Origin of the sequence: Aurantimonas endophytica (assembly GCF_014196845.1) — a bacterium.
GTDB lineage: Bacteria > Pseudomonadota > Alphaproteobacteria > Rhizobiales > Rhizobiaceae > Aurantimonas > Aurantimonas endophytica.
Genome location: NZ_JACIEM010000002.1, coordinates 644,696 through 670,305 on the forward strand (window position 1 = coordinate 644,696; position 25,610 = coordinate 670,305).

The 25,610-nt window shown below is 65.6% G+C and carries 21 protein-coding genes; 7 read left to right on the plus strand and 14 right to left on the minus strand.

Annotation, left to right across the window (positions count from 1 at the left end):
- Positions 1-29 precede the first annotated feature (29 nt).
- Genes GGR03_RS10605 through rfbG form a run of 6 tightly spaced genes read right to left on the minus strand, consistent with a single transcriptional unit; the run spans position 30 to position 6,793 of the window.
- Complete coding sequence (locus tag GGR03_RS10605) at positions 30-2,558, minus strand: DUF6311 domain-containing protein (protein WP_183207745.1); 2,529 nt, start codon at positions 2,556-2,558, stop codon at positions 30-32.
- A complete protein-coding gene (locus GGR03_RS24890; RefSeq protein ID WP_183207747.1) occupies positions 2,555-2,971 on the minus strand; it encodes a GtrA family protein in 417 nt (138 codons plus the stop codon). Before GGR03_RS24890 ends, GGR03_RS10605 begins: the two co-directional genes overlap by 4 nt.
- Positions 2,972-2,974: 3 nt before the next feature.
- Positions 2,975-3,751 carry a glucose-1-phosphate cytidylyltransferase gene (gene rfbF / locus GGR03_RS10615; protein ID WP_183207750.1) on the minus strand — a complete coding sequence of 259 codons (777 nt, stop codon included), beginning with the start codon at positions 3,749-3,751 and terminating at the stop codon, positions 2,975-2,977.
- A gap of 10 nt (positions 3,752-3,761) precedes the next feature.
- Positions 3,762-4,751 carry a glycosyltransferase family 2 protein gene (locus tag GGR03_RS10620; RefSeq protein WP_210292078.1) on the minus strand — a complete coding sequence of 330 codons (990 nt, stop codon included), beginning with the start codon at positions 4,749-4,751 and terminating at the stop codon, positions 3,762-3,764.
- A complete protein-coding gene (locus GGR03_RS10625; protein WP_183207753.1) occupies positions 4,738-5,676 on the minus strand; it encodes an NAD-dependent epimerase/dehydratase family protein in 939 nt (312 codons plus the stop codon). The genes GGR03_RS10620 and GGR03_RS10625 overlap by 14 nt, the downstream gene beginning before the upstream one ends.
- A 1-nt stretch (position 5,677) precedes the next feature.
- On the minus strand, positions 5,678-6,793 hold the full coding sequence (gene rfbG, locus GGR03_RS10630; protein WP_183207754.1) for a CDP-glucose 4,6-dehydratase: 1,116 nt from the start codon (positions 6,791-6,793) through the stop codon (positions 5,678-5,680).
- 347 nt (positions 6,794-7,140) lie between these two features.
- Here rfbG and GGR03_RS10635 point away from each other — a divergent pair, with 347 nt between their 5' ends.
- Together GGR03_RS10635 and GGR03_RS10640 are read left to right on the plus strand one after the other, a co-directional pair.
- Complete coding sequence (locus GGR03_RS10635) at positions 7,141-9,042, plus strand: acyltransferase family protein (RefSeq protein ID WP_246367799.1); 1,902 nt, start codon at positions 7,141-7,143, stop codon at positions 9,040-9,042.
- 120 nt (positions 9,043-9,162) lie between these two features.
- Complete coding sequence (locus tag GGR03_RS10640; RefSeq protein ID WP_183207758.1) at positions 9,163-10,275, plus strand: glycosyltransferase; 1,113 nt, start codon at positions 9,163-9,165, stop codon at positions 10,273-10,275.
- Positions 10,276-10,326: 51 nt separating this feature from the next.
- Here the strand turns inward: GGR03_RS10640 and GGR03_RS10645 are convergent, their stop codons facing one another.
- The 5 genes from GGR03_RS10645 to GGR03_RS10665 form a co-directional block, all read right to left on the minus strand.
- The gene (locus GGR03_RS10645) at positions 10,327-11,529 is read right to left on the minus strand and encodes an App1 family protein phosphatidate phosphatase (protein ID WP_183207760.1); all 1,203 of its coding nucleotides are present in this window, start codon (positions 11,527-11,529) and stop codon (positions 10,327-10,329) included.
- Positions 11,530-11,885: 356 nt separating this feature from the next.
- Complete coding sequence (locus GGR03_RS10650; RefSeq protein WP_183207762.1) at positions 11,886-12,695, minus strand: aspartate dehydrogenase; 810 nt, start codon at positions 12,693-12,695, stop codon at positions 11,886-11,888.
- A gap of 17 nt (positions 12,696-12,712) precedes the next feature.
- The gene (locus GGR03_RS10655) at positions 12,713-13,663 is read right to left on the minus strand and encodes a 3-hydroxyacyl-CoA dehydrogenase (protein ID WP_183207764.1); all 951 of its coding nucleotides are present in this window, start codon (positions 13,661-13,663) and stop codon (positions 12,713-12,715) included.
- Positions 13,664-13,787: 124 nt separating this feature from the next.
- On the minus strand, positions 13,788-15,032 hold the full coding sequence (locus GGR03_RS10660; protein WP_183207766.1) for an FAD-dependent oxidoreductase: 1,245 nt from the start codon (positions 15,030-15,032) through the stop codon (positions 13,788-13,790).
- Positions 15,029-16,063 carry a proline racemase family protein gene (locus GGR03_RS10665; RefSeq protein ID WP_183207768.1) on the minus strand — a complete coding sequence of 345 codons (1,035 nt, stop codon included), beginning with the start codon at positions 16,061-16,063 and terminating at the stop codon, positions 15,029-15,031. The genes GGR03_RS10660 and GGR03_RS10665 overlap by 4 nt, the downstream gene beginning before the upstream one ends.
- 160 nt (positions 16,064-16,223) lie before the next feature.
- Here GGR03_RS10665 and GGR03_RS10670 point away from each other — a divergent pair, with 160 nt between their 5' ends.
- Entirely contained in the window at positions 16,224-16,610 is a 387-nt protein-coding gene (locus GGR03_RS10670; protein ID WP_183207771.1) for a cupin domain-containing protein, read from the plus strand.
- Between the two features lie 46 nt (positions 16,611-16,656).
- The gene (locus tag GGR03_RS10675; RefSeq protein ID WP_183207773.1) at positions 16,657-17,379 is read left to right on the plus strand and encodes a GntR family transcriptional regulator; all 723 of its coding nucleotides are present in this window, start codon (positions 16,657-16,659) and stop codon (positions 17,377-17,379) included.
- Positions 17,380-17,430: 51 nt separating this feature from the next.
- On the opposite strand, the gene GGR03_RS10680 is transcribed toward GGR03_RS10675, so the two are convergent.
- The gene (locus tag GGR03_RS10680) at positions 17,431-18,309 is read right to left on the minus strand and encodes an alpha/beta fold hydrolase (RefSeq protein WP_183207775.1); all 879 of its coding nucleotides are present in this window, start codon (positions 18,307-18,309) and stop codon (positions 17,431-17,433) included.
- 257 nt (positions 18,310-18,566) lie between these two features.
- Between GGR03_RS10680 and GGR03_RS10685 the strand changes: the two genes are divergently transcribed.
- The gene (locus GGR03_RS10685) at positions 18,567-20,720 is read left to right on the plus strand and encodes a mechanosensitive ion channel domain-containing protein (RefSeq protein ID WP_252920190.1); all 2,154 of its coding nucleotides are present in this window, start codon (positions 18,567-18,569) and stop codon (positions 20,718-20,720) included.
- Between the two features lie 70 nt (positions 20,721-20,790).
- On the opposite strand, the gene GGR03_RS10690 is transcribed toward GGR03_RS10685, so the two are convergent.
- Positions 20,791-21,807, minus strand: coding sequence for a zinc-binding alcohol dehydrogenase family protein (locus GGR03_RS10690; RefSeq protein ID WP_183207777.1), 1,017 nt, complete (start codon positions 21,805-21,807; stop codon positions 20,791-20,793).
- Positions 21,808-22,085: 278 nt separating this feature from the next.
- Here GGR03_RS10690 and GGR03_RS10695 point away from each other — a divergent pair, with 278 nt between their 5' ends.
- Complete coding sequence (locus tag GGR03_RS10695; protein ID WP_246367803.1) at positions 22,086-23,333, plus strand: adenylate/guanylate cyclase domain-containing protein; 1,248 nt, start codon at positions 22,086-22,088, stop codon at positions 23,331-23,333.
- A gap of 151 nt (positions 23,334-23,484) precedes the next feature.
- On the opposite strand, the gene GGR03_RS10700 is transcribed toward GGR03_RS10695, so the two are convergent.
- Complete coding sequence (locus GGR03_RS10700; protein WP_425486705.1) at positions 23,485-23,694, minus strand: hypothetical protein; 210 nt, start codon at positions 23,692-23,694, stop codon at positions 23,485-23,487.
- Between the two features lie 240 nt (positions 23,695-23,934).
- Between GGR03_RS10700 and GGR03_RS10705 the strand changes: the two genes are divergently transcribed.
- Positions 23,935-25,584 (plus strand): FAD-dependent oxidoreductase, encoded by a 1,650-nt coding sequence (locus tag GGR03_RS10705; RefSeq protein WP_183207781.1) that lies wholly within the window; start codon positions 23,935-23,937, stop codon positions 25,582-25,584.
- Positions 25,585-25,610 lie beyond the last annotated feature (26 nt).

A 25,610-nucleotide genomic window follows, 5' to 3' on the forward strand; every position in this document is an offset into this window, starting at 1 on the left:
GGACGGAGTATGGTCCGACCTTGCTGGCATCAATGGCTGCAGCTTTCGATGCGCATGTTTTCGACGGCGAACGCAAGGTCACGTGGATCGCCGGGCCCGGGCCAATGGGGATCGGAATAACGCAGCGTGACCTCGACGGATCCGGACTGCGTGCCTAGCGGGATCTCCAGCACACCGCGCCCATTCAGATCCGTTGTCGACGGCGGGGCTTCGGGTGTCGACGCCGTAATCGTCTGCATACCGAGAGAGAAGCCGTCGACGAAAAGGCAACGCGGGCCGGAGGTCGGTTCCTCAAGGTCCAGACGAATTACGCTTTCTGTGCCTTCGCTCCACCGGTGGGCTGGTTCCAACACGGACCAGCCCGACACTGCCCAGTCTCCATCCGAGAGAAGGAAGCGCCCGCTGTCCAGAGGAAGTACGTGGGAGATTTTTCCAAATGTCTCATTCGAATCGAGGCGGAACGACGCGAGTCCCCAAGTCATCCGACGCGGGTCCGAGTTGATACCCAAATCTGCCGGAGATTTCGGGTTGCCGAAGTCAAATTGCAGTTGCACGGAATCGATACAGTGTTCCAATGGGAACCGTACGACCAGAGGAACTGCTCCGTCGGTATCAAGCACCACCTCCTGAGGGGTCCCGCCGTTCAAGGTAAGGACAGCACGATCCATCGCATAGTCAGCATGGGTGAAAGCGACGGCATTGGCGCTGAGGTAAAACGCATCACAAACTGGATGTGACAGTGACGCCGCAAGTGTCGCGACGCTGCCGATACCCCATCGATGCGTCGCCGAGGGCGACGGCGAATCCCAACCGCGGGCGAACATCGGCGCGCCGGTTTCGTTCGGGTCTATTTCGACCCCGAGCGGTGCTTGCGGAGCAGTTAGCACAGGCCCCAGCTTCGCCACTGCCGGATTGGACAGCTTTCGACTGCAAAAGTAGGCGTACGCGGTTTCGTGGCACTCAAGTGCCGAACCCGCTGCCGTGACTGCGCTTGACGCCGACAGGCTTCCCTTCATCAGAACCAGCAGCGGGTTCCGGCTTCCAGATCGCAGCAGCGGATCCGTCTGGAACAGCTCATCGTGCCTCGCACACTGCGGATCACCACGATTGATGTAGGCGCCATTAAAGGGTCTATCTAACCTCGCGGCAATAAGTTGAAGCTCAAGTATTCTGTTGAAATCATCGCGCGCACCGCAGAAGAATCCGGGATGAAACACCACCTCGTCGGCTTCGGCAATGGCTTCCCCAACCGGTAGGTCGGCAAAACTAGCTGCCGGATGGCGCGTTGTGTCTTTCAGATAGGAGAAATAAGGGACGAGATCGTAAAGCTGTAGGCAGACAGCCAGGGTTACCAAGGCTGTCAGCATGGGTCGTAAGCGGGAACGGGAGAGCGCCCAGACCGCACCGATGACGATGAGAAACCCTATCGGCCAGAAGAATCTGCCACTTGCGCGAAACGTGCTGGTGATCCTGCCGATGAACGGGAGATCGTTGTACGGTAGAGTGACGAGTTCGGTGGTCCCGACGTAAATAACGTTCGACGCCGCGTAAAAGACTAGTAGGACTGCCATCACACTTAGGAAAGGCCGCTCGATGAGCGCCCGCGAAATTCGGCGTCCGCCAAAGACCACTGCGAGGACTGTGAGCGAGATTACCCCGGCGCCGAGATAATTGAATCCTTCGTACTGGCCGCCGGTGGCATCGAGGAAACTCCGTCCTGCCGAAAAGCTGCTGAACTGCGGCATGATCGGCGACAGCAGATTCATCGAATAGATGCCGAATCCGCCGGCCTCCGGCAGATCTGAGCCGTCCCCGATCAAGCCGCAGGCAAAAGCGGACGCGAGTGCCGTCACTGCGAGGAGACTAAGAGAAAGCGCAGCGTGTGTGATGGAGATACGCCGACGGTGCCAGGCGTCCAGCAAACCCGCCAGGATCACTGCCGATGACATCGCCAGAAGATACGGGTTTAGAAATACCAGGAAGCCGGTACCCCCGGTCCACAACGCAATCTCGCGCCGCGAGGACACTGACGTGAAGCGCACATACCCGAGAATTGACAGCATGATCGTAAACTGCGCGATCAGTCCGATATGCTGATGGCGCCATAGGAACGCAGGAAGCAAGATAAGGAGGAGGGAGGCGACTGCCGATGCGGCTGTCGGGACCTTGAGGTGCCTTAGGATAGCGTAGGCAATGACCGAATTGAGGACATAGCAGAGCAAGATCCAAGTCCCCATGTAGGGGAACAGGATGCCGGTAGCCTGGTAAAACAGCTTACCAAGAAGAGCTGCTATGGGCACCGGATCGGTGAAATATATGTTGACACCCTCCGGTGGGTGGATGGAAGCGGTGTGCAGCAGGGGCCAGTCCCAGGCATCCTGCGCAAGGGCGTAAAAGCCGATCAAGCCGGTGGCATTGTCCCCGCCGATCGCGTCCCAGTAGGCGCGCTTCCCCAGCAGCATGTCGGTGGGGAATATCATCCAAGCTACGATGCAGGCGCCCAGAGCGGCGCCCAGCAGCCCCAATACGTAGGATCGCCGACTGGGATGCGAAATCACTGCAACCCTCTTTCGCGCGAGTACACCAGTTTACTCAGTATTATGAACTGACTGACTGTTGTTATAGCTATAACAAATACCATGTGGTGCAAGCCTACGTGATCAACAAACAATTCTATTAATAATATACAGATGCTTGAAAAAACAATATTAAAAGTATGGGCGACAATGTATTTAAAAAACTGTGCAACAACAGGTGCAAAAGAATGATACGTGAAAATTCGATGTAAGAGGAAATTGAAGGGAATGCATATCGAATAGGAGATTATGTTAATTGCTGTCGCGGACATTTGTGTCGCGGCGAGCAGATAGGTGGAGGCGGAGAGCCAAAGGAGGGCCGACAGGCCGCCGACGATGCAGAACTTGATGAAGGTCCAGAGCCTTCCGTCAGCCAGGGCCTGTCGGATACGCATCGACTAGACGCGATCCCATACGCGCCAGGGGGCGCCGGCGGCCCAGAGCTTCTCGAGCTCGCGCTTGTCGCGCAGCGTGTCGCAGGGCTGCCAGAAGCCGGTGTGCTCGAAGGCCGACAGCTGCCCGTCGCTGGCCAGGGTCTTCAACGGCTCCTGCTCGAACGACGTCGCGTCTCCGGCGACATAGTCGAGAACCTTCGGCTCGAGCACGAAGAATCCGCCGTTGATCCAGCCGATCTCGTCGCTGGGCTTCTCCTGGAACGAGGAGACGTGCCCGGCATCGTCGACCGCCAGCACGCCGAAGCGGCCGGGCGGCTGGACGGCGGCGACGGTCGCCAGCTTGCCGTGGCTGCGATGGAAGGCAAGCTCGGCCGTGACGTCCAGGTCGGCCAGCCCGTCGCCATAGGTCATGCAGAAAGTGCCGTCGCCGACATAGGGCGCGACGCGCTTCAGCCGGCCGCCAGTCATGGTGTTCTCGCCGGTGTCGATCAGCGTCACTTTCCAGTCCTCGGCCTGGCTCTGCAGGATGCGGTGGGTGCCGTCCTTCAGGTTGATCTCGACATCGGAGAGATGCCGCTGGTAGTTCATGAAGAACTCCTTGATCACGTAGCCCTTGTAGCCGAGGCAGATCACGAATTCGGTGATCCCGTGATGGGCGTAGCTCTTCATGATGTGCCAGAGCAGCGGCCGGCCGCCGACTTCCACCATCGGCTTTGGCTTGGTTTCCGATTCCTCGGCGATGCGGGTGCCGAGGCCTCCGGCAAGGATGACAAGCTTCATGGGTCGTCCGTCAGAGTTTGAGGTCGGGCTCGCCGATATTGATAGTCTGGTCGATGATCGCCAGCGGCTCAGCCCGCAGCATCACGTAGATGCGCAGGATGTACTCGCCGATCATGCCGAGAAGCAATGATTGCAAGCCGATGCCGAATAGCACGAGGACGTGGATGCTCGCCACACCCCGCGGCAGGTCGGATTCCATCAGCCGCAGGACGATGAAGTAGATCGTGCCGAGCACGCTGACGCCGATCATCGCGATGCCGAGGATCGTCGCCATCCTCAGCGGAACGGTGGAATGGTTGAACACCGCCGTCACGCCGAGCCTGATCAGCCGGGTCATGCCGAACTTGCTCTCGCCGGCGGCCCGCGCATCGCGGTCGTAGACGACGCCGGTCTGGCGGAAGCCGATGCCGGAGATCATCCCGCGCAGATACGGGTTGTGCGTGCGGAACTTGGCGAGCGCGTTGACGACCTTGCGGTCCAGCAGGCGGAAATCGCCGACATTCGGCGGGATCGGATGCTCGCTGATGGCATTGATCGTCCAGTAGCCGAAGCGCCGGAACCAGTTGAGCAGCGGCGATTCCTTACGCTTGCGCCGGAGCCCGTAGACGACCTGGTAGCCTTCTCGCCACAGCTCGAAGAAGGTCTCCAGCATCTCCGGCGGATCCTGCAAATCGGCATCGAGCTGCATCACCGCGTCGCCGCGCGCATGCAGATAGTTGGCGAGGATCGAGCGCTGGAAGCCGACATTCTTGGAGAAGCGGATCGCCCGGATGCGGTCGTCCTTGGCAGCCAGTTCCTGCAGCTTCTCCCAGGTCCGATCCGATGACTGGTTGTCGGAGAAGACGAACTCCAGCCGGCATCGGTCCCGCATGGTCACGCCGAGCGCGTCGAGCCGCTCGTAGAGACGGTCGAGATTGTCGTACTCGTTCAGGACCGGGATGCAGAGGGAGATCAGCGGCAGATCGTCCTGCGGCTTGGCAGCGTCATCAGGCATCGACATGGTGCGTCCGCTCCAGATTCAATCGGCCGATGGCAGCGGCGAGAGCGGTGCGCAGATCCGTCCGGATCGCAGGTCCGATCGCCGCGTCCAGGCGCTCGGTCGCGCCGACGACGGTCGGGATCTCGTCGGGGCGCATCGGCAGGACGCCAAATCGCAGGAGGGCGGGGTCGGCCGCCAAGATTTCGGCAAGCTGGGAGACGAAGGCCGCGACCGTCAGCGGAACACCGCTCGCCAGATTGTAGATGCCGGGCCGGGCATCGCCCGCAAGCAGCGCCGCGGCCATGCGACGGATGGCGGCGCAGGCATCCTCGACGGAGAGAAAGTCACGGACCTGCGTCCCCGCGGAAAGATCCACCGTCTCGCCGCGCGCGAGCCGCCCGGCGACGGCAGGGAACAGCCGATGCGGCTTCTCGCCGGCGCCGAACATGTTGAACGCCCGGAGGACCGCGGTCGGCAAGGAACCGGCTTCGCCGACCGAGCGGGCGAGGATAGAGCCGGCCGCCTTGGTCGCGCCGTAGAGGCGCTCGGTCTCGACCGGCGCCGTTTCCGACAGGCGCTCGCCCTCCGGCCCCGGCGCGTACTCGGCGCTGGAGCCGAGATGGACGAAGGCCTTTACCCCCGCGTCGGCTGCGGCTCGTGCCAGCCTGGCGGGAAACAGCGCGTTGGCGGCGACGAGCCGTTCGGTGTCCCTGTCCGTCGGGTCGACGCCCGCCGCCAGGAGGTTCACCACGATTTCGGCTCCGGAGTCCCGCGCCGCCTTGCCGCAGGCGGCCGCGTCGAGCGAATCATCGACCAGCGTGACCGGGCATCCGAGCCGGTGGTCTGCCTTGCGGACCACCGCATGGATCTCGTCGCCGGCCGCCGTCAGGGACTCGATCAGGTTGCGGCCGACGAAACCCGTTGCTCCTGTCACCAGCACCCGCATGTCAGGTCCTCTCGACCTGCATGAGCCCCCGGCGCCAAGCCTCGATCTGACCGAGCGTGACGTCCCGCATGGACACCGGGTGCTCAGGCGACGTCTCCGCCGCGCGCTCGTAATAGGCGCGGTACCACGCGGCCGTCTGGCGGATCATCTCCTCGACGCTCCAAGGTGCCTGCCACCCGAGCCGATCGTGGGCGAGACGGCTGTCGAGCGCCAGCGCGCCGGCCTCCGGCAGCGGCGCGTCGAGATAGACGAGGTCCGGCCGCTGCCACTGCGTCGCCAGGATCTCCATCACCCGCCGCACCGGGTATTGCTGCAATTCGCGCGGACCAAGGTTCCAGGCGCGGGCATATTTCTGCGGCTCGTTCGACAGCAGACCCGCGGCCAGCATCCCGTAGCCCTGCACCAGGGCAAGAACATGCTGCCAGGGGCGGGTGGCGTCGGGAAAGCGCAGGGTCAACTGCTCGCCCGACACGACGGCGCGCACGAAATCCGGCACCAACCTGTCTTCCGACCAGTCGCCGCCGCCGATGATGTTTCCGCCCCGGGCGGTCGCGATCGCGGGACCGCCTGCGTTCCCCGAGAAGGAACTCGCGTAGCCCTTGATCACCATTTCCGCCGCGGCCTTTGAGGCGCTGTAGGGGTCCTTGCCGCCGATCGGATCGTTCTCGCGATAGGCCCAGTCCCATTCGCGATTCTCGTAGACCTTGTCGGTGGTGATGCAGACGACGCCGCGCACGCTCGGCGTGTGGCGCGCTGCTTCCAGTACATGCGCGGTACCGAGCGCGTTGACCGCGAAGGTCCGCAGCGGCTCGCGATAGGACCGCCGGACGAGCGGCTGCGCGGCCAGATGGATGATCACGTCCGGTTGGAACCGCGTGATCGCGGCGGCGAGACGATCGTAGTTCATGATGTCCGCCGTCTCCGACGGCACCATGTCCGCGACGCCCAGCAGGTCGGCCAGAGCCGGCGTCTGGTCGGGCGCCAGCGAATAGCCGTACTGCTCGACGCCGATATGATCGAACCAGGTCGACAGCCAGCTTCCGGTGAAGCCGCTATGACCGGTGACGAAGATCTTCTTTCCCCGAAGGACGGTCTCGAACGGTAGCATGTCCGTCATGGGCTGGATGGATCCGATACTTGCAAGGATGCGCACGCCGTGTGCCAAGAGCGGGCTTGGGGCGTGATTTGCCAATCTGCAGTGTCCTACAGACAGCCATCAGCCGTGAAAAGGGCACCTGTGCCACACCCTGCGAGGCCTTGAGGCGGGAAAACCCAGACGAGTCTTCCACTGTCACTGGTCTCATCGGCCCGGCCTAGGGCGCTATAGTCGTACGCCTGACTCATGGACGAAAGCAGGCATGTCGCTCGCGGCAGCGCAGTTGCGCCCGTGTGGTCTTTCAATCTTCGGTTCCGGTGTCTAGAAGCCGTCGGCAGCCTGCAGGCGGGAAAACTGGATAGAGACACTTGCCACCTAAAACTCACCACGGCCCGCGCTACCGGCCCCACATTGATGGTCTCCGCGCAATCGCAGTCCTCGGCGTGGTAGTCTACCATTTCGGAGCGAAGTGGCTGCCGGGGGGGTTCATCGGAGTCGACGTCTTCTTCGTGATCTCGGGGTTCCTGATCTCTAAGTCCATTTACCGGGAGTTGGATAACGGGACCTTCTCCATAGCCGACTTCTATGTGCGTCGCGCGCGGCGTATCATTCCTGCATTTTTGGCGGTCAGCCTCGCGACGACAATCCTTGCGGCCCTTATCCTTTTCCCCAATCAGCTTGTGGAATTCGCCAAATCCCTTGTCTATTCCGCATTTTTTCTTGCGAACGCCTATTTTTATTCCGCTTCTGACTATTTTGCTCCGGCAGCCGAAGAAATCCCGCTGCTGCATTATTGGTCGCTGGGTGTCGAAGAGCAGTTTTACATTCTGTTTCCGCTTCTCGCGATCTGTTGCTACAGGTTCTCGCCTCGCCTGATGCCCGCTGCCGTCCTGTTGTTGGGCGCGCTGTCACTGATCGCAGCGGAATGGATGCTAAGTGTTGATCCTGCCGCCGCCTTCTACCTACTGCCGTTCAGAGCGTTCGAAATTCTCATCGGCTCCGTGCTCGCCCTTCCCGGCTTTCCGTTTTCATCTGATCGGAGGACCGCGGCGGGCGCCGTAATTGCGGGGGTTTCTGTCATCCTCGGAGGCATGGTTTTCATCGATAGTTCGGTGCCATTTCCCGGAGTCACTGCGCTGATCCCCTGCCTTGGCGCCGCGGCCATCATATGGGGAGGCGAGCGGGTCACCACGGCGCCCGCCAGAATGCTCGGCTCCAGCCCCATGCTCTTCTGGGGTGCCATTTCGTATTCGCTCTATCTGGTCCACTGGCCGATCGTCGTTTTCTCAAAGATGGTCATGCCGGACATTGATCCTCTGGTATTTCTCATCGGCGGCTGTCTGGCGTCGACCGCTCTCGCATGGCTCTCGTACAGATTTGTGGAGCAGCCATTCCGACACGGTGTGCCCGTCGTTTCGCGAAAGTACGTCATGCCCGGCTCTGGGGCAGCACTAACGGCCCTCGTTGCTGTCGGTCTCTTTATCCAGGCGGCGGACGGATTTCCGGGCCGGGTTCAGGGCAGCACCCAGAAGATGCTTTCATACCTCGGATACGATTATCAATCGGTTTTTCGGGAGGGTACCTGCTTCCTCCGCCCCGAGCAGGACGTCTCACAACTCGATTGGAAGACCTGCTTACCCGAGGTGCAACTGGATGTGGTAATTTGGGGAAGCAGCCATATCGCTCAGTTGTACTTGGGCATGGAGTCCGAATTGGATGAACGGAAATTGACGTTCGGCCAGATCACGGGCTCCGGGTGCATTCCACTCGTTGGCTATGACAACGTCGGTCGCCCGAACTGTAGGGCGCTTAACGACTTCGCGCTTGCATATTTTCTAGCGAACCCGCCCTCGATCGTCGTCATGGGAGGCGATCTCATATCCGACGCGGGGCTCTTGGCGCTGCTTGATGCGTCAGTCGACAGATTGACTGAAGCAGGCATCCGGGTCGTCGTGCTCGGACCAGTTCCCTACTTTAACAGGCCGGTTCCCATCATACTCGCGTCCCGAATAGAAAAAGAAAATCGAGATACTTCTTCCTTAGGCGAGTTGAATAGGGAGTCTATTATTGCTGATGAATTTATGGAAAAATTCTATGAAAGCGATGGTGGGGAATATCTTTCAGCCCTGCGCACCATGTGTCCGGCGATGAAGTGCGAACTGCAGCGTGGGGAAAAGCCTCTTCACTTCGATGTGGTTCATCTGACGGACGAGGGATCAAGGGTTTACGGCCGGAAGATCATTGACTCAATTTTACAGCCAGAAGAATGACATGCATCATTCTCGCTCGGACCTCGCGCGGCTCACGAAGCCGCGATCCGACATGAGCGGGAGCCGGCAGGCTACGGAAGCGAGCAAGTATCTCGTCACCGGCTGGCCGGCAGCCGCCTGATGCGGGTCCTGCATTTCTTCAAGACCTATTGGCCCGATACGTTCGGGGGGATCGAGCGCACGATCGATGCGATTGCCCGCTCGACGTCCGGAATGGGTATCGAGACAACCGTCCTGTCGCTCAGCCGGAAGCCGCGGGAGCGCAGCGTGGAGTTCCACGGCCATCGCGCGGTGAAGGCGCGGCTCGACCTCGATGTCGCCTCGACCGGCCTGTCCCTGGGGGCGCTGGGCCAGTTCGCGCGGGAGGCTGCCAAAGCCGACATCGTCCACTACCATTTCCCATGGCCGTACATGGACGCGGCGCATTTCCTCGTGCGGCACGGCAAGCCGAGCGTCGTCACCTATCATTCCGACATCATCAAGCAGCGGGCCCTGAAGCAGGTCTACGCGCCGCTGATGCAGCGCTTCCTCGGCAGCGTCGACGCGCTGGTCGCCACCTCGCCGAACTATGCAGCGTCGAGCCCGGTCCTGGCGCGCCACCGCGACAAGGTCGAGATCATCCCGATCGGGCTGGAGGACGCGGCGGTGGACGCCGAGGAAACGTTGCCGGTCTGCGTGGAGGCGGAGCGGCCGTTCTTCCTGTTCGCCGGCGTGCTGCGTTACTACAAGGGCGTCGACGTGCTGCTCGACGCCGCACCACTGGTGCCCTGCGACATCGTCATCCTGGGTGCCGGGCCCCTGGAAGACCATCTTCGGAAGCGCGTCAGTGCCGAGGGGCTGGCCAATGTGCGGTTCGTCGGTGCCCTGCCGGACCGCGAGAAAGTCGCGCTGATGCGACGCTGCAGCGCCTTCGTCTTTCCATCCACCGAACGATCGGAGGCTTTCGGACTGGCGCTCGTCGAGGCCGAGATGTTCGGCCGGCCGATGATCTCGACCGAACTCGATACCGGCACGAGCTACGTCAATCTGCACGGCGAAACCGGGCTGGTCGTGCCGCCGAATGACGCGCGGGCGCTGGCGGCGGCGATGAACGAGATGCTGGCATCACCCGAGCGCGCGCGACAATGGGGCGAAGCCGGCCGGCGGCGCTACCTCGATCTGTTCACGGCAGAGGCCATGGGCCGACGGTATCAGGCGCTTTACGCGCGGCTCCAGGCGCAGGCTGGTCGCTGAGGCTGCCTGTTTCTCGGGCTCGGGCAATTGCGCAGGCCACCGACTCCGCCGCTACGCACGGTTCTCGCCGTCTTGGTCCGGACCATGCGTGGCCGTGTCGCGAAACGGCATCGGACCTGCCCAGGATTCGAGGTTGCGGCGGTCCCTGGCCACCGCGGCCTTCATCTTGTCGACCGTTCCCGCCGCCACGAGCCCGTCGCGCTCGGCGATCTCCGCCGCCTCCCTGAGCGTCGGGCTCGACGTCACGGGGATGCCGGCTTCCTCCATCGCGGCGATGGCGCGCCGGACGCGGGGCTTGAAGCCCTTCGGCGTGACGTCGCGCAGATGCACCGAATGGATCCGGCCGGGATGGCGTGCAACCAGCTCGGCATAGATCGTGGCGTCGCTCTGGCCGGTATCGCCGAACAGCACGAAGTTCAGATGCGGATAGGCCGCGAGGATGCGGTCCGCGGCGCCGAGCTTGTGGGTCGCGTGGCTGCCGGTCAGCCACTGGGTCTTGTTCAGACCGAAATCCTTGAGGAACATCGGCCCGTGCGGGATGTCGCAGAGCCGCATGAACTCCTCGAACAGATCGTGGAGGTTCCAGGGGCTGGACGAGATGTAGAACACCGGATTGGTCTCCGGCCCGTCCTCGCCGGCGGCGAAGGCCTGGTAGAGGCAGGCAATGCCGGGAAAGGCGATGCGGCCCTCCGCCGAATTCAGCGCCACGGTCCGCCAGTGCTGGATGAGCCGGCGTGCGCCGGTCTCGACGATCGTGTCGTCGATGTCGGAGATGATGCCGAAATCCGCCTTGGCCGACACGACCCGGATCTTTGCCTGTGCCTCGCGCTCCTCGAAGCGGTAGCCCGGCGCGTGCTCCAGACGCAGCGCGGCGGCCGTCCAGGGGCTGGAGAGATGGCTCTCGTCGATCATCGTCTCGACGCGGAAGAAGCCCTCGCGATCGGTGCGCGCGGTCCCGGCATGGGCGCCCAGCGTCCATTGGACGTGGGCCTCGTGGACCTTTTCGGTCTGGTAGCGCCGATAGGTGCGCCAGAGATTCGTCCATCGCGACGCGCTGGGCGGCGCCCCGACCACGCCTTCGTCCTCGATCACCCGCCCTTCGAAGCCGACCCGGCCATTGGTCGCAATGCCGCGATAGGGCAGCAGGATCGGCGGGGTGGTCAGCCCCAGCCGCAGCCTTGTCCGCCGGCGAAAGCGATCCCAGCCGACCGCGCTGCGCCCCACGACGGGCAGGAGGTATCGGCGGATCGGCATGCGCACTCCACGGTTGTCTTCGCCCGCGTGATAGCCGGCGCCTGATAAGCCTTGCCATATGGCGCGAGGACGTGAAGCGGGAAGCGGGAGGTCCGGCTGGCGGAACGGCGTTCTGCGCCACTTCGAGACGATTGCGTCAAAGTGCGGTGGCCGGCCCCCCCTCTGGGCTGCCGCCCAACTCCCCCACAAGGGGGGAGATCGAAGCGGCGAGGCCCTGCGATCTTGAAACAGGCGCCCCGAGATAGTCGATCTCCCCCCTTGTGGGGGAGATGCCGGCAGGCAGAGGGGGTAAGCAACGCTCGCAGAGCAACCGACCGTGAATGGAAAAGCCACTTCGCCGACGGAAAGCAGTATTCCTACTGCATCGGGTCGAGCCGCTTCTGCACCGCCGAGGCGAGGCTGAGCGCGGTGATCATCGAGGTCTTGGGGTTGTCCGGCGAGGGCTTGTTGGCGAAGCGCAGATAAGCGTCGCCGGCCGCGCCGGTGACCTCGATCTCGTGCGTGTTCGTGCTCACGGACGGGTCCGCGACCACCCTGACCCGCGTCCGATCGATGCCGGCAGCCAGCGCCACGGTCAGCCCGGCATTGAGGTTGCGCGGGTAGAGCTTTGCCGCTTCCGGAGCGCTGCCCTCGAACAAGGTCACGGGCTCTGAGCGTGCTGCTTCGGCAAGGCCCGCTTCCGTCAGTTCCGCCGTCCAGGCGGCCGGCGGCTTGCGGGAGGTGTAGGTGACGGCAATGTCGCCGGCGAGCGCGGCTGCCGCGATATAGTCGAGGCCGCCGACGGCGCCGGACGGCAGGACGAGCCGCGAATGGCCTTCCCTGCAGGCCGCGACGACGGCGTCCCCGGTCTCCTGCGACTGCAGGGCGCCGATCGAGGCGGCGACCACGTCGATCCCGGCGCGCAGGCACGCCGGCACCAGCGACGCAAAGGCCTCGGCCGACGCGGCCTCCACGATGATCCGCGGGCAGGCGGCGATCAGCACATCGAGCGACGCAACGACGGACAGCCGGTCCGGCAGCGGCTCCCCAGGCGGCGACCTCGTCAGCACCGTCAGGCGATAGCGCGGGTCGGCGAGAAGCAGGGCAGCGCAGGCCCGCCCGGCGGCGCCATAGCCGATCAGCCCGACATGCCGCTCGGTGCTGTCCGTCGGTGTCTCGCCGGACAACGTTCTGCGCTCCGGCGTCACGTCCGGTCCACCGTGCCCCGCTCCTCCTTCAGGCGGCGCAGCGCGATGATCGACTGGTCGCGCCAGGCGACCTTCTCGCCCAGCGAGTCCAGCGGGATCTTGGCGCGCGTATAATCTTCGAGCAGCGCGATCGACTGCGGCGTCACCACGTCCTCAAAGCCCAACTCGTTGGCCATGTTGTTGAACAGGAAGCCGAAATTTTCCAGGTACTGCCGGATGCCGCCGGCGGAGTTGAGGTCGACGCCCTCGAACGGCCCAAGGAAAGCCCAGCGCAGGCCGAAGCCCTGGCTGATGATCTTGTCGACGTCGGCGGGCGAGACGAGCCCTTCGTTTAGGCATCGGAACATCTCGACGAGAAGCGCCGCCTGCATGCGGTTCAAGACGAAGCTCGGGATTTCCTTGCGGATGTGGATGGGCGTCTGGCCGCAGCGTTCCATGAAGCGGAAGGTCGCGTCGAAGACGTCCGGTCCGGTGAAGGGGGCGGGGCAGATCTCGGTGACCGGCAGGAGGTGCGGCGGGGTCGCCGGATGCACGACGATGCAGCGCTCCCGGCAGGCGAGGTCGCTGGCGAACTGCGACACGGGAAAGCTCGACGTGGTCGTCGCGAGGATAGTCCCGGGACCGGTCAGCCGGTCGAATTCGGCGAAGATCGTCTTCTTGCTCTCGAGCTTTTCCTCGATGCATTCATGGACGAAGTCGGCGCCGGCGAGCGCGGCTTCAAGGCTGTCTTGCACCGTGATCCGGGCCAGCACGTCGGCGGTCGTCTCGCCGGCCGCGAAGAGCGCGCTGGACTGGTCGAGCGCCTTGCTGATCTTCGCCATCAGGCCCGACCGGTTCTCCGGGTTGCGATCGTAGACCGCGACGTCGAGCCCGGAGCGAGCGTAGACGATCGCCCAGGAGCTGCCGATGATGCCGGAGCCGGCGATGGCGATATTGGTGATGGTCATGTTTCCAGCCAGTCGTGTCGGTTGGGGATCGGGTGCGCCGGGCGCGGGCTCGAGCTCGGCGCGGCGACAGGGCAGGCAAAAGCCGTAACTGCCCGGATCGGGCGGGGAAGCATCGCCACGTCGCTCATCGGTTGAAGCGCCGGATCGAGAACGGCGCGGCGGCGGCCTCGTCGCCGTCCATCAGCGCCGTCATGATCTCGGCGGTCCGCGCTGACCAGGTCAGGCCGTAGTGACCATGTCCCGTGGCGTAGAAGAGGCGGGGATCGACCGTCGAGCGCGAGATCACCGGCGTCGAATCAGGCATGGATGGACGCCTGCCGGCCCAGCGGATCTGGTCGCGTTGATCGAGCCGCGGAAAGAACCGCTTCGCGATGCGCGCGATGCGGTCGTGATAGGCGGGTCGGAACGAGGCATCCGGACCGGCATATTCCGCCCAGCCGCCGATCCGCAGGCCGGGGCGGAGCGAGGTCGAGACCATGCCGTGATCGGCGAAGACCAGCGGATGATTCACGGCGATGAAGGGCGAGGGATAGGTGACGTTGTAGCCGCCCTCGGCCGTCACCGGGAGCTTCTCCCCGAGCCGGGCGGCAAAGTCGCCGGACCTGACGCCGGCGGCGACGACGACGCGGGCGAACCTCTGGTCCCGCCCTTCCTCGCGCACCGTCACACCCGTCTCCGACGGCACGATCGCCTCGACCCTTGCCTGGCGGAACGCCGCGCCGTGGCCGCGGGCGGCATCGTACAGCCCGTCCACCACCGCTTTCGGATCGCTCACCTGTCCCCAGTGATGCGACAGTACGCCGCCCGCGAAGGCGTGCGATAGGGCGGGCTCGAGCTCGCGAAGCTGGTCCTGGTCCACAAGCGTCGACGGATGCCCGGCGGCGGCCTTGCGTCGCCAACCGGCACCGGCAGCGTCCAGGGAGCCGGCGCTGTCGTAGACGTAGAGTGCCGGGACGCGGCGAAGGCAGTTGGCGATCCCGGCATCGGCGAACAGCCTCTCGGTCGCCGCGACCGTGCCATCACACAGGAGGCTGATCGCCCGAGTCGCAGCCTCGAAACGCTCTCCCGATCCGGTCCGCAGAAAGGTCGCAAGCCATGGGGCCAGCGTCGGCAGGTATCGCGGATCGATCTTCAGCGGGCCGTTCGGGTTCGCCAACATGCCCAAGGCTTCAAGGGCGATGCCGGGATGGCTCAAGGGGAAGATGTCGGAGGCCGCGATATGGCCGGCATTGCCGCGCGACGGCCCGAGCGTGCCCGGGGCGCCGGCGTCGAACAGCGTCACCGCCTCGCCGCGCTCGGCCAGACGAAAGGCGAGGGCAGTGCCGACGATGCCGGCGCCGACAATCGCGACCCCGTCGCCGGTTGTCACTTGAGCAGGTCCATGCCGTCGCCCCAGCAATCGGCGACGGCGTAGCCTTCCGGGAACGGATCCGACGGATCGAGCCCGATCTGGTGGAAGCCGTGGATCCAGCCGCGGCCGGTGATGCGCGGCAGGATCGCCGGCCGGTCGCCGACTTTGGTCTCGCCAAAGATGCCGACATCGAACTTGCTGCCGATGATTGAGCGCGCCTCGAAGCGGTCGCCGACCGCCGCCTCGCCCCGCGCGACCATGCAGGCGAGCCGGGCGGAGTTGCCCGTCCCGCAGGGCGAGCGGTCAAAGCGGCCGGGCGGCAGCACGGTGGCGCCGCGCAGATCGCCGCGCGCGTCGCGGTCGACGAACATCGTGTAGGAAATGCCGCCGAGGCCCTTGGTCGTCGGATGCTGCACGTCGAGCTGCGCATCGACGGCGCGATGCACCCGGCTGGCGATGTCGGCAAGCGTGCGGGCCGCCGCCGGGTCGATCGCCATGCCGAACTGCGCCGGGTCGATCAGCGCGTAGAACACCCCGCCAAAGGCGATGTCGACCGTCACCGGTCCGAGCCCCTCGACCTCGACAACCGCATCCAGCCGGTCGACGAAGCTCGGCGACATGTCGAGCGAGACGGAAACGCATTTGCCGTCGGTGCATTGCGCCACGGCCTTGACGATGCCCGCCGGGGTTTCCAGCCGCACCACCGTCTGCGGCTCGTGTATCGGCAGGATTCCGGTTTCCAGAAGGGCGGTGACGACGCAGATGCTGTTGGAGCCGGACATGGCATGCGCCCGGTCGGGCTGCAGGATGAGGAAGGCGGCGTCGGCATCGGGGCGCGTCGGCGGGAACAGCAGGTTGGTGCTCATCTGGGCGTAGCCGCGCGGCTCGAAGCAGAAGAACCGCCGCAGGCTGCCGTCGACCTCGTTGATGTGCAGCATCTTGTCGAGCATCGTTGCGCCCGGAACATCGAGCACGCCGGAGGTGACGACCCGCCCGACTTCGCCCTCGGCATGGACCTCGATCATCGAGGCAGTCTTCTTCCAGCGCATGCAATCGTCCCGCCGCAGGGCCACCCGAAAGCCAATCCTGTCGCAGACCGGGGCCGTCATGTAAACCGTGTATGTTTTCTGTCGACAAGATCGGTGCGTCCCCCTAGCGTCTCGCTCGAGGCGCCTCACGGCGTCCGGCAAAGACGAAAGGGGTAACGGCATGCAGATCCGCGACCACAAAGACGGGCCGGTCGAGAAATGGCGGGAAGGCGTCATGACCCAGATGCGGATCTCGGCCATCACCGATGCCCACCAGATCTGCATCTTCGAGCAATGGTGCGAGCCGGGGCTCGGCGCGCCGACCCACCATCACGCCGTCGAGGAAGTGCTGGAGGTGATGGCTGGCCGCGCCGAGATCTGGGTCGGCGAGGATCGCCAGACGGTCGAGCCGAACCAGTCGGTGCTCATCCCCGCCGGCGCAAGGCACGGCTTCCGCAATGTCGGCGACGACATCCTGCATGTGCGCGCCACGGTGGCCTCGCCGATCTTCGAGGGCAGCTACGACGATGCGCGCGAGCAGTCGCGCCGCTGGGTGCCGCAATTCTGACCGAGGCGAGGGAGCCGTGCGGGGACAGGCAGGACCAGTCGCAGACATGACGGCGAGCAAGCGTTCCCGGAGCGGTGATCGCACCGAACTGCCGCCCCGGCGTGGATTCGGAGCGCTGACGATCCGCGACCGGCTGCGCGACGAGATCCTGTCGCTGCACCTGCGCCCGGGCCAGTTGCTCGACGAGGTGGGCCTCGCCGAACGCTTCGCTGCCTCGCGCTCGCCCGTCCGCGAGGCGCTGGTGCACCTGCAGGCCGAAGGGCTGGTCGACACGCTGCCCAACAAGGGCTCCGTCGTCGCCGGCATGAACATCGAGGAGTTCCCGCAGTATATCGACGCGCTCGACCTTGTGCAGAGGGCCGTCACCCGCCTTGCCGCGGAGCTGCGTACCGACACTAACCTCGAAAGGATCCGGCGGGAACAGGAGCGCTTCCGCGCCACCGTCCCGGCCAAGGACGCGCTCGGCATGATCCAGACCAACATGGATTTCCACCTGGCGATCAGCGAGGCGGCCCGCAATCCCTATCTGCACGACGCCTATCGGCGGCTGCTGGTCGGGGGCCGGCGTATGCTGCGGCTCTACTACCAGTCCTATGACGACGACCTGCCGCCGGAGCTGCCGGCCTCGCACGACCGGATCATCGAGGCGATCGAGCGCCGGGATGTCGAAGCGGCCGACCGGCTGGCGCGAGAGCACGCCGAGGAGGTGCACAGCCGTTTCATCCATTTCATGGGTCAGCGACGAACCCGGGAGATTTCGCTGGGTTGATCCGCTGGCCGCTGGCCGCCGCAGCTCACACCCGTCAGCGCATCTTGAGGGTCACTGCGGCTCGCCCGCCCAGCCGGCAAGATGCGCCAAGAAGGCTTCGGTCCGCGAGACCGGAAAGAAGTGCCCGCCCTGCGGCAAGAGGGTGAGCGTTGCGGCGGGCAGGGCTTCCGCCAGCGCCCGCTGCAGGAAGGCCGGGACGATCATGTCGTCCTCGGCACCGATGATCGAGACGGGCATGCTGATCGCCGGCAGGCTTCCGCTTCCATCGAAGGCGAGCAAGGCGGCGATCCGCTCGGCCACCACCGTGCGCTCGGCCTCTGTCCTCGGCGCCTTCGCCACGGCCCGCTCATAGGCCGACCAGTTCTCCTCCAGCCAGGCCGGCGCGAAGGAGATCAGCGTGGCTGTCGCCGTGTAGGCGACGGGGTCCTGCTCCAGCAGCCGCAGCCGCGTCTCGAACAGCGCCGTCATGTAGCGGCTGGGGCGCAGCCAGGTGGCGCTCAGGCAGAGCTTGCGGACGCGGTCCGGCGCCTTGGCGGCCAGCGTCTGCGCAATGCAGCCGCCGGTCGAATGGCCGACGATCATCGCGCTCTCGATGTCGGCCGCATCGAGCACGGCGAGGACGTCGTCCGCCAGCTGCCCGATCGTCGTCGTGGCCGAGCCGCGCGACGAGGCGCCGATGCCGCGCTGGTCGAAGCTGATCACCTCGTAGGCTTGGGAGAGACCCGCGACGACCGGGGTCCAGAAACCGGCGGTGCCGCCGAGCCCGCTGACCAGCACGACGGTGGGCCCAGCCCCGCTGCGCCCTGCCTTCAGCGACGCACCGTCCGCAGTGGAAACGTCGAACGCCGCCGGGCGAGGCCCGGCACGCGTGGAGAGGCGCGGCGCTGGATTGCCGCGCTTGATGGGGTCGTCGTGTTCGTCGTCGATCATTGCATGTCCATGGGATTCGGAAGGCCCGGGTGAGCCATAGAAGACAGGCGGCACCGGGCTGGCCAGTGCGAGGAAGATACACCTGGCGGCACCAGCGCGCCTGACCGAAGACAAGGCGGAACGCCGGACGTTTGCCGTCACCCACGATCGGCATGACCACTGCCTCGCCTCGTTAAGCCTGAGCCAGTGAAACGCCTTGCCGCGCGTCGGACGTGGCCGTACCTTGTCTGCCTTGATTGGTTGCCAAGGCAACGGGAGTGACGGTCCTGACTCGGATCATGCAAGGCGGGTGCCGCTGGGCCGTTCTGCTGGTCTCGCTTTGGGTATTCGCCGGAACGACGGCAGCCGCGGCACAACCGGCAACCACGGCTGCGCCACCGCCGGCCGCGACGGTTGCAACGGAGCCGCCGAAGGTCGACCAGCTGCTGAAGCTTCTGGACGATCCGGAGGTTCGCAGCTGGCTCGAGACGCGGGCTGCCCCGGCCGCAGTTCCTCAGGACGACTCGATCGCCACCGTCATCGGCGAGTGGGAGGCGCTCTACCGGGTCCGCCTCGCCGATTTGATCGCTGCAGTCCCGCGCATCCCCGCGGAATTCGAACGAGCCGCCGCGATTGTGGCAAGCGACGTCAACGCCGGCAATCCCGGCAGGGGGATCGCTATCCTGGCGCTCCTGCTGGGCTTCGGCTACGCGGCGGAACGCATCGTCGCGCGCCTCGTCCGATCGCGTGCATCGCCGGCCGGCGGGGCGAGCCGCGATCCGCACATGCAGCCCACCGGGATCGTGCCGCAATTCGTCCCGCTCGCCGTCTTCGCCGCCGCCAGCACCGGCCTCTTCCTGGCGCTGCATTGGCCGCCGCTGCTGCGCAAGATGGTGCTGACCTACCTCGTCGCAGTCGTCCTGATCCGCGTCGTGATCGTTGCGGCGCGCGTGCTGCTGGCGCCGGACCTCGACCAAGGTTCCGGCCAGAGCCCGACCGTGCGCCGATCGCCGCGCATCCTGCCGGTGAGCAGCGCTTCCGCCGGCTTCTGGCAGCGCCGCCTGATCCTGGGCGCCGGCTACGGCCTTCTGGTCTGGGCGACGTTGAGCATCATGCCGGCGCTCGGCTTTACCACCGACGTGGTCAGGCTGGCGGCGCTCGCGTCGGGTCTCGGCCTGCTGGGCATCGCGATCGAGAGCGTCTGGCGTCGGCCGGACGCCGATCCTCATGGCACCGTGAGCCGGAACTGGCTCCTGACGCTCTATCTGGTCGGCCTCTGGCTGCTGTGGGCCGTCGGCATGTTCGGCGCGATGTGGATCGGCATCTATGCGCTGGTCCTGCCCCGGCTCATCGCCCATGCCGGCCGTGCCGCCCAGACGGTGGCGGCGCGGCGGGGCGAGGCGACGCTGTCGCAGGCGCTGACCAACGTCCTGATCGTGCGGGGAATAAGGGCTCTGGTCATTGCCCTGGCCGTCGGCTGGCTGGCCTCGGTCTGGCGCTTCAGCCCGATCATGTCGGCCCCCAACGACGTGTTGCAGCGCCTGGCGATCGGCCTGCTGCACGGCATCATCATCCTGCTCGTCGCCGATCTCCTCTGGAACCTGGCGAAGGTGTTCATCGCCCGCAAGCTCGACGCCGCCGCGAACGAGGATGACGACGATCCGGAAGCGACCGTGCATCGGGCGCGGGTGCGCACGCTGCTGCCGATCTTCCGCAACACGCTCGCGACCTTCATCCTGGTGGTTGCCATCCTGACGATCCTGTCGGGAATGGGCATCGCGATAGGGCCGCTTGTCGCTGGCGCCGGCATTTTCGGCGTCGCGATCGGGCTGGGGTCGCAGACCATCGTCAAGGATTTCCTCGGCGGCGTCTTCTACATGCTCGATGACGCGTTCCGCGTCGGCGAATACATCCAGAGCGGCAACTACAAGGGAAAGGTGGAGTCGTTCAGCCTGCGCTCGGTCCGGCTTCGGCACCATCGCGGCCCGGTCTACACCGTGCCCTTCGGCGATCTGGGCGCGATCCAGAACATGAGCCGCGACTGGGTGATCGACAAGATGGTGATCAACGTCACCTACGATTCCGACATCGACCTCGCCCGTAAAATCATCAAGAAGATCGGTCTGGAACTCGCCGAGGACCCGGAGTTCGCCCCGAGCATCATCGAGCCACTGAAGATGCAGGGCGTCGACAGTTTCGGCGATTACGCGGTGGTGCTGCGCATGAAGATGATGACCAAGCCGGGCGAGCAGTTCGTCATCAAGCGCAAGGCGCTCTTGATGATCAAGAAGGCCTTCGCCGAGAACGGCATCAAGATCGCCGTTTCCACCGTGCAGGTGTCGGGAGGAAGCGAGGACGAGAACGCCGCTGCGGCCGGGGAGGTGGTGCGCCGGCGCAACGCTGCCGCCGAGCCGGCCGCCAACACCGCCTGAGCAGCGGGCGGTCGCCGGCCGCGCGACGGCTTTTGGCCGCCGCGCTCGCTCGAAGCAGGCTGTCCTGCCGCTATGCCCAACCCTCGAGCACGATCTTGCCCTTGGCGCGGCCGCTCTCGATCAGCCGGTGCGCCTCGCGCAGATTGGCCGCGTTGATCGGCGACAGCCGCTCTGCGAGCGTCGTGCGCAGCACCCCGGCGTCGACGAGGCGGGCGGTCTCGTTGAGGATTTCGCCCTGGCGCGCCATGTCCTCGGTCTCGAACATCGAGCGGGTGAACATGAGCTCCCAGTGCAGCGAGACGCTCTTCTGCTTGAGCAGCGACACGTCGAGCGACTGCGGATCGTCGATCAGGGCGAACCGGCCTTGCGGCGCGATCAGCTGGGCGATCTCGGCGAGATGCCGGTCGGTCTGGGTCGTCGAGAAGACGAAGGCCGGGTTGCCGATGTCGAGCGCCGCCACCTCGGCTGCTAGCGGTTTGCTGTGGTCGATGACGTGATGGGCGCCGAGCGAGAGGCACCATTCGCGCGTCTCGGGGCGGGAGGCCGTCGCAATGACGGTGAGGTCTGTCTGCGTTCGCGCCAGCTGGGTGGCGATCGAGCCGACGCCGCCGGCGCCGCCGACGATCAGGATCGCGGGGGCCGCACCGGTCACCTTGCGGGCGACGTCGAGCCGGTCGAACAGCGCTTCCCAGGCAGTCAGTGCCGTCAACGGCAGGGCCGCGGCTTCCGCGTCGTTGAGCGAGGCCGGCTTCCTGCCGACGATCCGCTCGTCGACGAGATGATACTCCGCGTTCGTGCCTGGCCGCTGCAGGGCGCCGGCGTAGTAGACGGCGTCTCCCGGGTGGAACAGCGTCACCGCCGAGCCGACCGCCTCGACGACGCCGGCTGCGTCCCAGCCGAGCACCTTCGCCTGTCCCGCTTCCGGCTGCGCCCGCATTCGCACCTTGGTGTCGACGGGATTGACCGAGACCGCACGGACCGCGACGAGCAGGTCGTGCGGGCCGGGATCGGGACGCGGCAGGTCGAGATCGAGCAGTGCGCTCTCGTCGGTGATCGGGAGTGATTTGTGGTAGCCGATGGCACGCATCGAAAAGTCTCCTGGCTTGCGGTGCCCCGCAGATACGCCGATCAGCGGCGGGGACAAGAACGCCGAAGTCTCCAGTTCACGCCCACACCGTATACCGTCGTGTGGATTACCGGCATCGCCGGTCCATGATATCGCTCGATTCGTTCCTGCATCATGATGCAAGCCGTTCATGCGTGCCGCGAGCAGCTGCAAGCTGCCGCGGCGGCGCCCATGGCGCGTCGGGTACAGGTCGCAATCATGCCGGATGACGAGGTGAAGCGGTAATGGACACGGAACGCATGGCACCTTCACTGCGCGAACCCGGCCAGTGGCCGCTCCACCGGACGCGGATTCTCGACTGGCTGATGAGCGGCACCCGCGACGAACGCTTCGCGGACAGGATCTTCCACCAGCTCTGCGACCAGTTGCGGGCCGCGGGAATCCCGATCGTGCGCGCCACGCTGCAGTTCCGGATCCAGCATCCGCAATGGCTGGGCGCGCGGATCCTCTGGCGCAACGGCCTGGCGGAAGCCGAGATCCAGACCTACGAGCACGGGGCGATGGAGAGCCCCGAATATCTCGACAGCCCGGTCGCCGAGGTACATGGCGGAGCGCCGGAGGTCCGGCGCCAGCTCACCTTGCCGCCCGAGGCCGGCGAGTACTCGCTGTTCGCGCAGTTGCGGGCCGAAGGCCTGACCGACTACGTCGCCTGGCCGCTGGAGCATACGCTCGGGCGCCGCCACGTTATCACCTTCGCCACCGACGTGCCGGGCGGGCTGTCGGACGAGGATGTCGCCTTCCTGCAGGATCTCCTGCCGGCCTTCTCGCTGGTCAGCGAGATCCGGCTGAAGAACCGTCTCGCGCGCACCCTGCTGGAGACCTATGTCGGGCCGCACGCCAGCGACGAGATCCTGGCCGGTGCCATCACGCGAGGCAGCGGTCGGAGCGTCTCGGCGGCCATCATGGTCTGCGACCTGCGCGACTTCACCGGCATTTCCGAGCTCTGGCCCCGCGACGACGTCATTGATCTGCTGAACGAGTATTTCGACGCCGTGTGCGAGCCGGTCGAGCGGCGCGGCGGCGAGATCCTCAAATTCGTCGGCGACGGGCTGCTGGCGGTCTTTCCGCTGGACCGGCCGACGGCCTGCGACGACCTGATCCAGGCTGTCAGCGAGGCGCGGGAATCGATGCGGATCCTCAATGCCGACCACCACCGCAACGGTCGCGCGGTGCTGCGCTACGGCGTCGGCATCCATGTCGGCGAGGTGATGTACGGCAATATCGGCTCGCGCGGGCGGCTGGACTTCACGGTCATCGGGCCGGCGGTCAACGCCGCGGCCCGCCTCGAGAACCTGACCAAGACGGTCAGGCGGCCGGTGCTGCTGTCGAAGGCCTTCGCCGACGTGGCGAACAACCCCTCGGCCTTCGAAAGCATCGGCTCGTTTCCGCTGCGCGGCTTCGGCGAGGAAATGGAGGTGTTCGGCCTCGTCGGCGATCCGGCGGTGACGTCGATCGACGAGTTGCCGCTGCTTGACGCGGCCCGATAGCGGACGGCGCCACTGCAATCGGCCCGCCTGCCGTGGCTGCCGGCGCCGACATTAGTCATCGGCCCGGCGCGGATTTCGGTCCTCGGGCAGCTGTTGCGGCGAGGGGCGCCCGCCTTGGACGGCCGCGGCGTTGCCGCCCGCCTCTCGCGCGTCAGGAACGCGCGGATCGTTCGCGTGCAGCGTCACGCTCCTTGAGCAGACGCTCCAGCAATGCCTCCTGGTCGCTCAGCCGGTCGGCGATCCGCTGCTCGGCGGCCTCGCCCGACGCCGCCGAGGCCTGCTCGATCAGATCCCGGATATTGTCGCGGACCGCGCTGATGCGCGCCTCGATCTCCTCGTAAGTCGCGTCGTCGTCCATCATGATCCCTGCGCTGATCCGCTGAAGTCACCAGGTCTATCGGCGTTACCGGCCGCAGGCTGGTCGAGAACCCGGCCGCTGATCCCGCTCGTTGCCCCGGACAAGGCGGCGACGCCGGACACTTCGGTCGTCGCAGCACGCAAAGATCCAGGAATGAGCGGTTGCCACCGGCTGATCTTGATCATTGCAGATGACGACGGCTTCAGGAAGCATAAAGCCGATCGATGCAGCTGGAGAGCAAGGATGAGCCCGGTAGAGACCGTCGACCCCACCGATCCCTGGCTGCGCGAGAGCCAGACCTTTCCGCATCTCCCCGAGGAGATGATCGAGCGGGTGGAAGGCTACGGCAGGGTGGAATCGATCGGCGAAGATACGATGCTGTTCACCCGCGGGCAGCGCAACATCGACTTCTTCCTGGTGCTGTCGGGGATGATCGAGATCGTGGCGGAGCACGCGGGATCGGATGGGAGGGTTCTCTACACCTACCGTCACGGGCAGTTCACCGGCGAGCAGAATCTCTTCAACAACCGGACCATCCTCCTGTCGGGCCGGGCAAAGGCCGGAACGGAGGTCGTGCGGGTCGCGAATGCCGACTTCCGCCGGCTGATCACCGGCGAGCCCGATATCGGCGAGATCATCATGCGCGCCTATATCCTGCGACGGGTGGGCTTCATCCGCCACGCCGAGGGCGGCGTGATGCTGATCGGCGCGCGGCAGAGCAGTGGGCTGCTGCGCATCCAGCGCTTCCTGATCCGCAACGCCTACCCGAACACCGTTCTCGACCGGGAGGAGGATGCGGCGACGCTGATGGCGGAACTGCATCTGTCACCGGAAGACCTGCCGGCCGTCATCACGCCGGACAAGACCGTGTTGCGCAATCCGAGCAAGACCGAGCTTGCCGACCAACTCGGCCTGAGCGAGCCGCTGGATCCCGCGCATGTCTACGATGTCGCTGTGGTCGGTGCCGGGCCCGCGGGGCTGGCCGCCGCCGTCTATGGGGCATCCGAAGGGCTGGAAACGGTCGTGCTCGAAGGCGTCGCGCCGGGGGGGCAGGCGGGCACCTCGTCGAAGATCGAGAACTATCTCGGCTTTCCGACCGGCATATCGGGCGAGGCCCTGGCAGGGCGCGCGCAGATCCAGGCGCAGAAGTTCGGCGCGCGGCTCGCCATCTCGCGCGATGTCGCCGGCCTCGACTGCTGCACCGATCCCTACCGCCTGACGCTGGAGGATGGCCAGACGCTGCAGGCGCGGGCCGTCGTCGTCGCCACCGGCGCGCGCTACGGCAAGCTCGACCTCGAGCGCTACGCCGAATTCGAGGGACAGGGCATCCAGTATGCGGCCACCGCCATGGAGGCGCAGCTGTGCAGCAACGAGGAAGTGATCGTCGTCGGCGGCGGCAATTCCGCCGGGCAGGCCGCGATGTTCCTGTCGCGCACATGCCGGCACGTCCACATGCTGGTTCGCAGCCGCCTCTCGGCGACGATGTCCGACTATCTGATCCGCCGCATCGAGGGCTCGGCCAAGATCACCGTCCATACGCAGTCGGAATTGACCGGGCTGGACGGCGACACGTCGCTCGAAGCCGCGACGTTCGTCGACAAGCGCACGGGGGAGACCACGCGCATCGCCGTCCGCAGCATCTTCGTCATGATCGGCGCCGCGCCCAACACCGAATGGCTGAACGGCTGCCTGGCGCTCGATGACAAGGGATTTGTCGCGACCGGTACCGATGACGGCGGCAGCCCGCTGGCCTCGCCCTTCGCCACCAGCCAGACCGGCATCTATGCCGTCGGCGACGTGCGGTCGGGCTCGGTCAAGCGCGTGGCGTCCGCGGTCGGGGAGGGCTCCGTCGTCATCCAGGCGATCCACCGCTTCCTGCACCCGGAGCCCTGACCGCCGCGGCGCCTGGCCGGACCTGC

Bases quoted from the DNA above. Each gene is read 5' to 3' on its own strand.
- GGR03_RS10695 (WP_246367803.1), top strand. From the start codon at position 22,086: ATGGCACCTTCACTGCGCGAACCCGGCCAGTGGCCGCTCCACCGGACG.
- GGR03_RS10645 (WP_183207760.1), bottom strand. From the start codon at position 11,529: ATGCCGATCCGCCGATACCTCCTGCCCGTCGTGGGGCGCAGCGCGGTC.
- GGR03_RS10680 (WP_183207775.1), bottom strand. From the start codon at position 18,309: ATGATCGACGACGAACACGACGACCCCATCAAGCGCGGCAATCCAGCG.
- GGR03_RS10620 (WP_210292078.1), bottom strand. From the start codon at position 4,751: ATGTCGATGCCTGATGACGCTGCCAAGCCGCAGGACGATCTGCCGCTG.
- GGR03_RS24890 (WP_183207747.1), bottom strand. From the start codon at position 2,971: ATGCGTATCCGACAGGCCCTGGCTGACGGAAGGCTCTGGACCTTCATC.
- rfbG (WP_183207754.1), bottom strand. From the start codon at position 6,793: ATGACGGACATGCTACCGTTCGAGACCGTCCTTCGGGGAAAGAAGATC.
- GGR03_RS10640 (WP_183207758.1), top strand. From the start codon at position 9,163: ATGCGGGTCCTGCATTTCTTCAAGACCTATTGGCCCGATACGTTCGGG.
- GGR03_RS10670 (WP_183207771.1), top strand. From the start codon at position 16,224: ATGCAGATCCGCGACCACAAAGACGGGCCGGTCGAGAAATGGCGGGAA.
- GGR03_RS10655 (WP_183207764.1), bottom strand. From the start codon at position 13,663: ATGACCATCACCAATATCGCCATCGCCGGCTCCGGCATCATCGGCAGC.
- GGR03_RS10700 (WP_425486705.1), bottom strand. From the start codon at position 23,694: ATGATGGACGACGACGCGACTTACGAGGAGATCGAGGCGCGCATCAGC.
- GGR03_RS10665 (WP_183207768.1), bottom strand. From the start codon at position 16,063: ATGCGCTGGAAGAAGACTGCCTCGATGATCGAGGTCCATGCCGAGGGC.
- GGR03_RS10625 (WP_183207753.1), bottom strand. From the start codon at position 5,676: ATGCGGGTGCTGGTGACAGGAGCAACGGGTTTCGTCGGCCGCAACCTG.
- GGR03_RS10705 (WP_183207781.1), top strand. From the start codon at position 23,935: ATGAGCCCGGTAGAGACCGTCGACCCCACCGATCCCTGGCTGCGCGAG.
- GGR03_RS10690 (WP_183207777.1), bottom strand. From the start codon at position 21,807: ATGCGTGCCATCGGCTACCACAAATCACTCCCGATCACCGACGAGAGC.
- rfbF (WP_183207750.1), bottom strand. From the start codon at position 3,751: ATGAAGCTTGTCATCCTTGCCGGAGGCCTCGGCACCCGCATCGCCGAG.
- GGR03_RS10675 (WP_183207773.1), top strand. From the start codon at position 16,657: ATGACGGCGAGCAAGCGTTCCCGGAGCGGTGATCGCACCGAACTGCCG.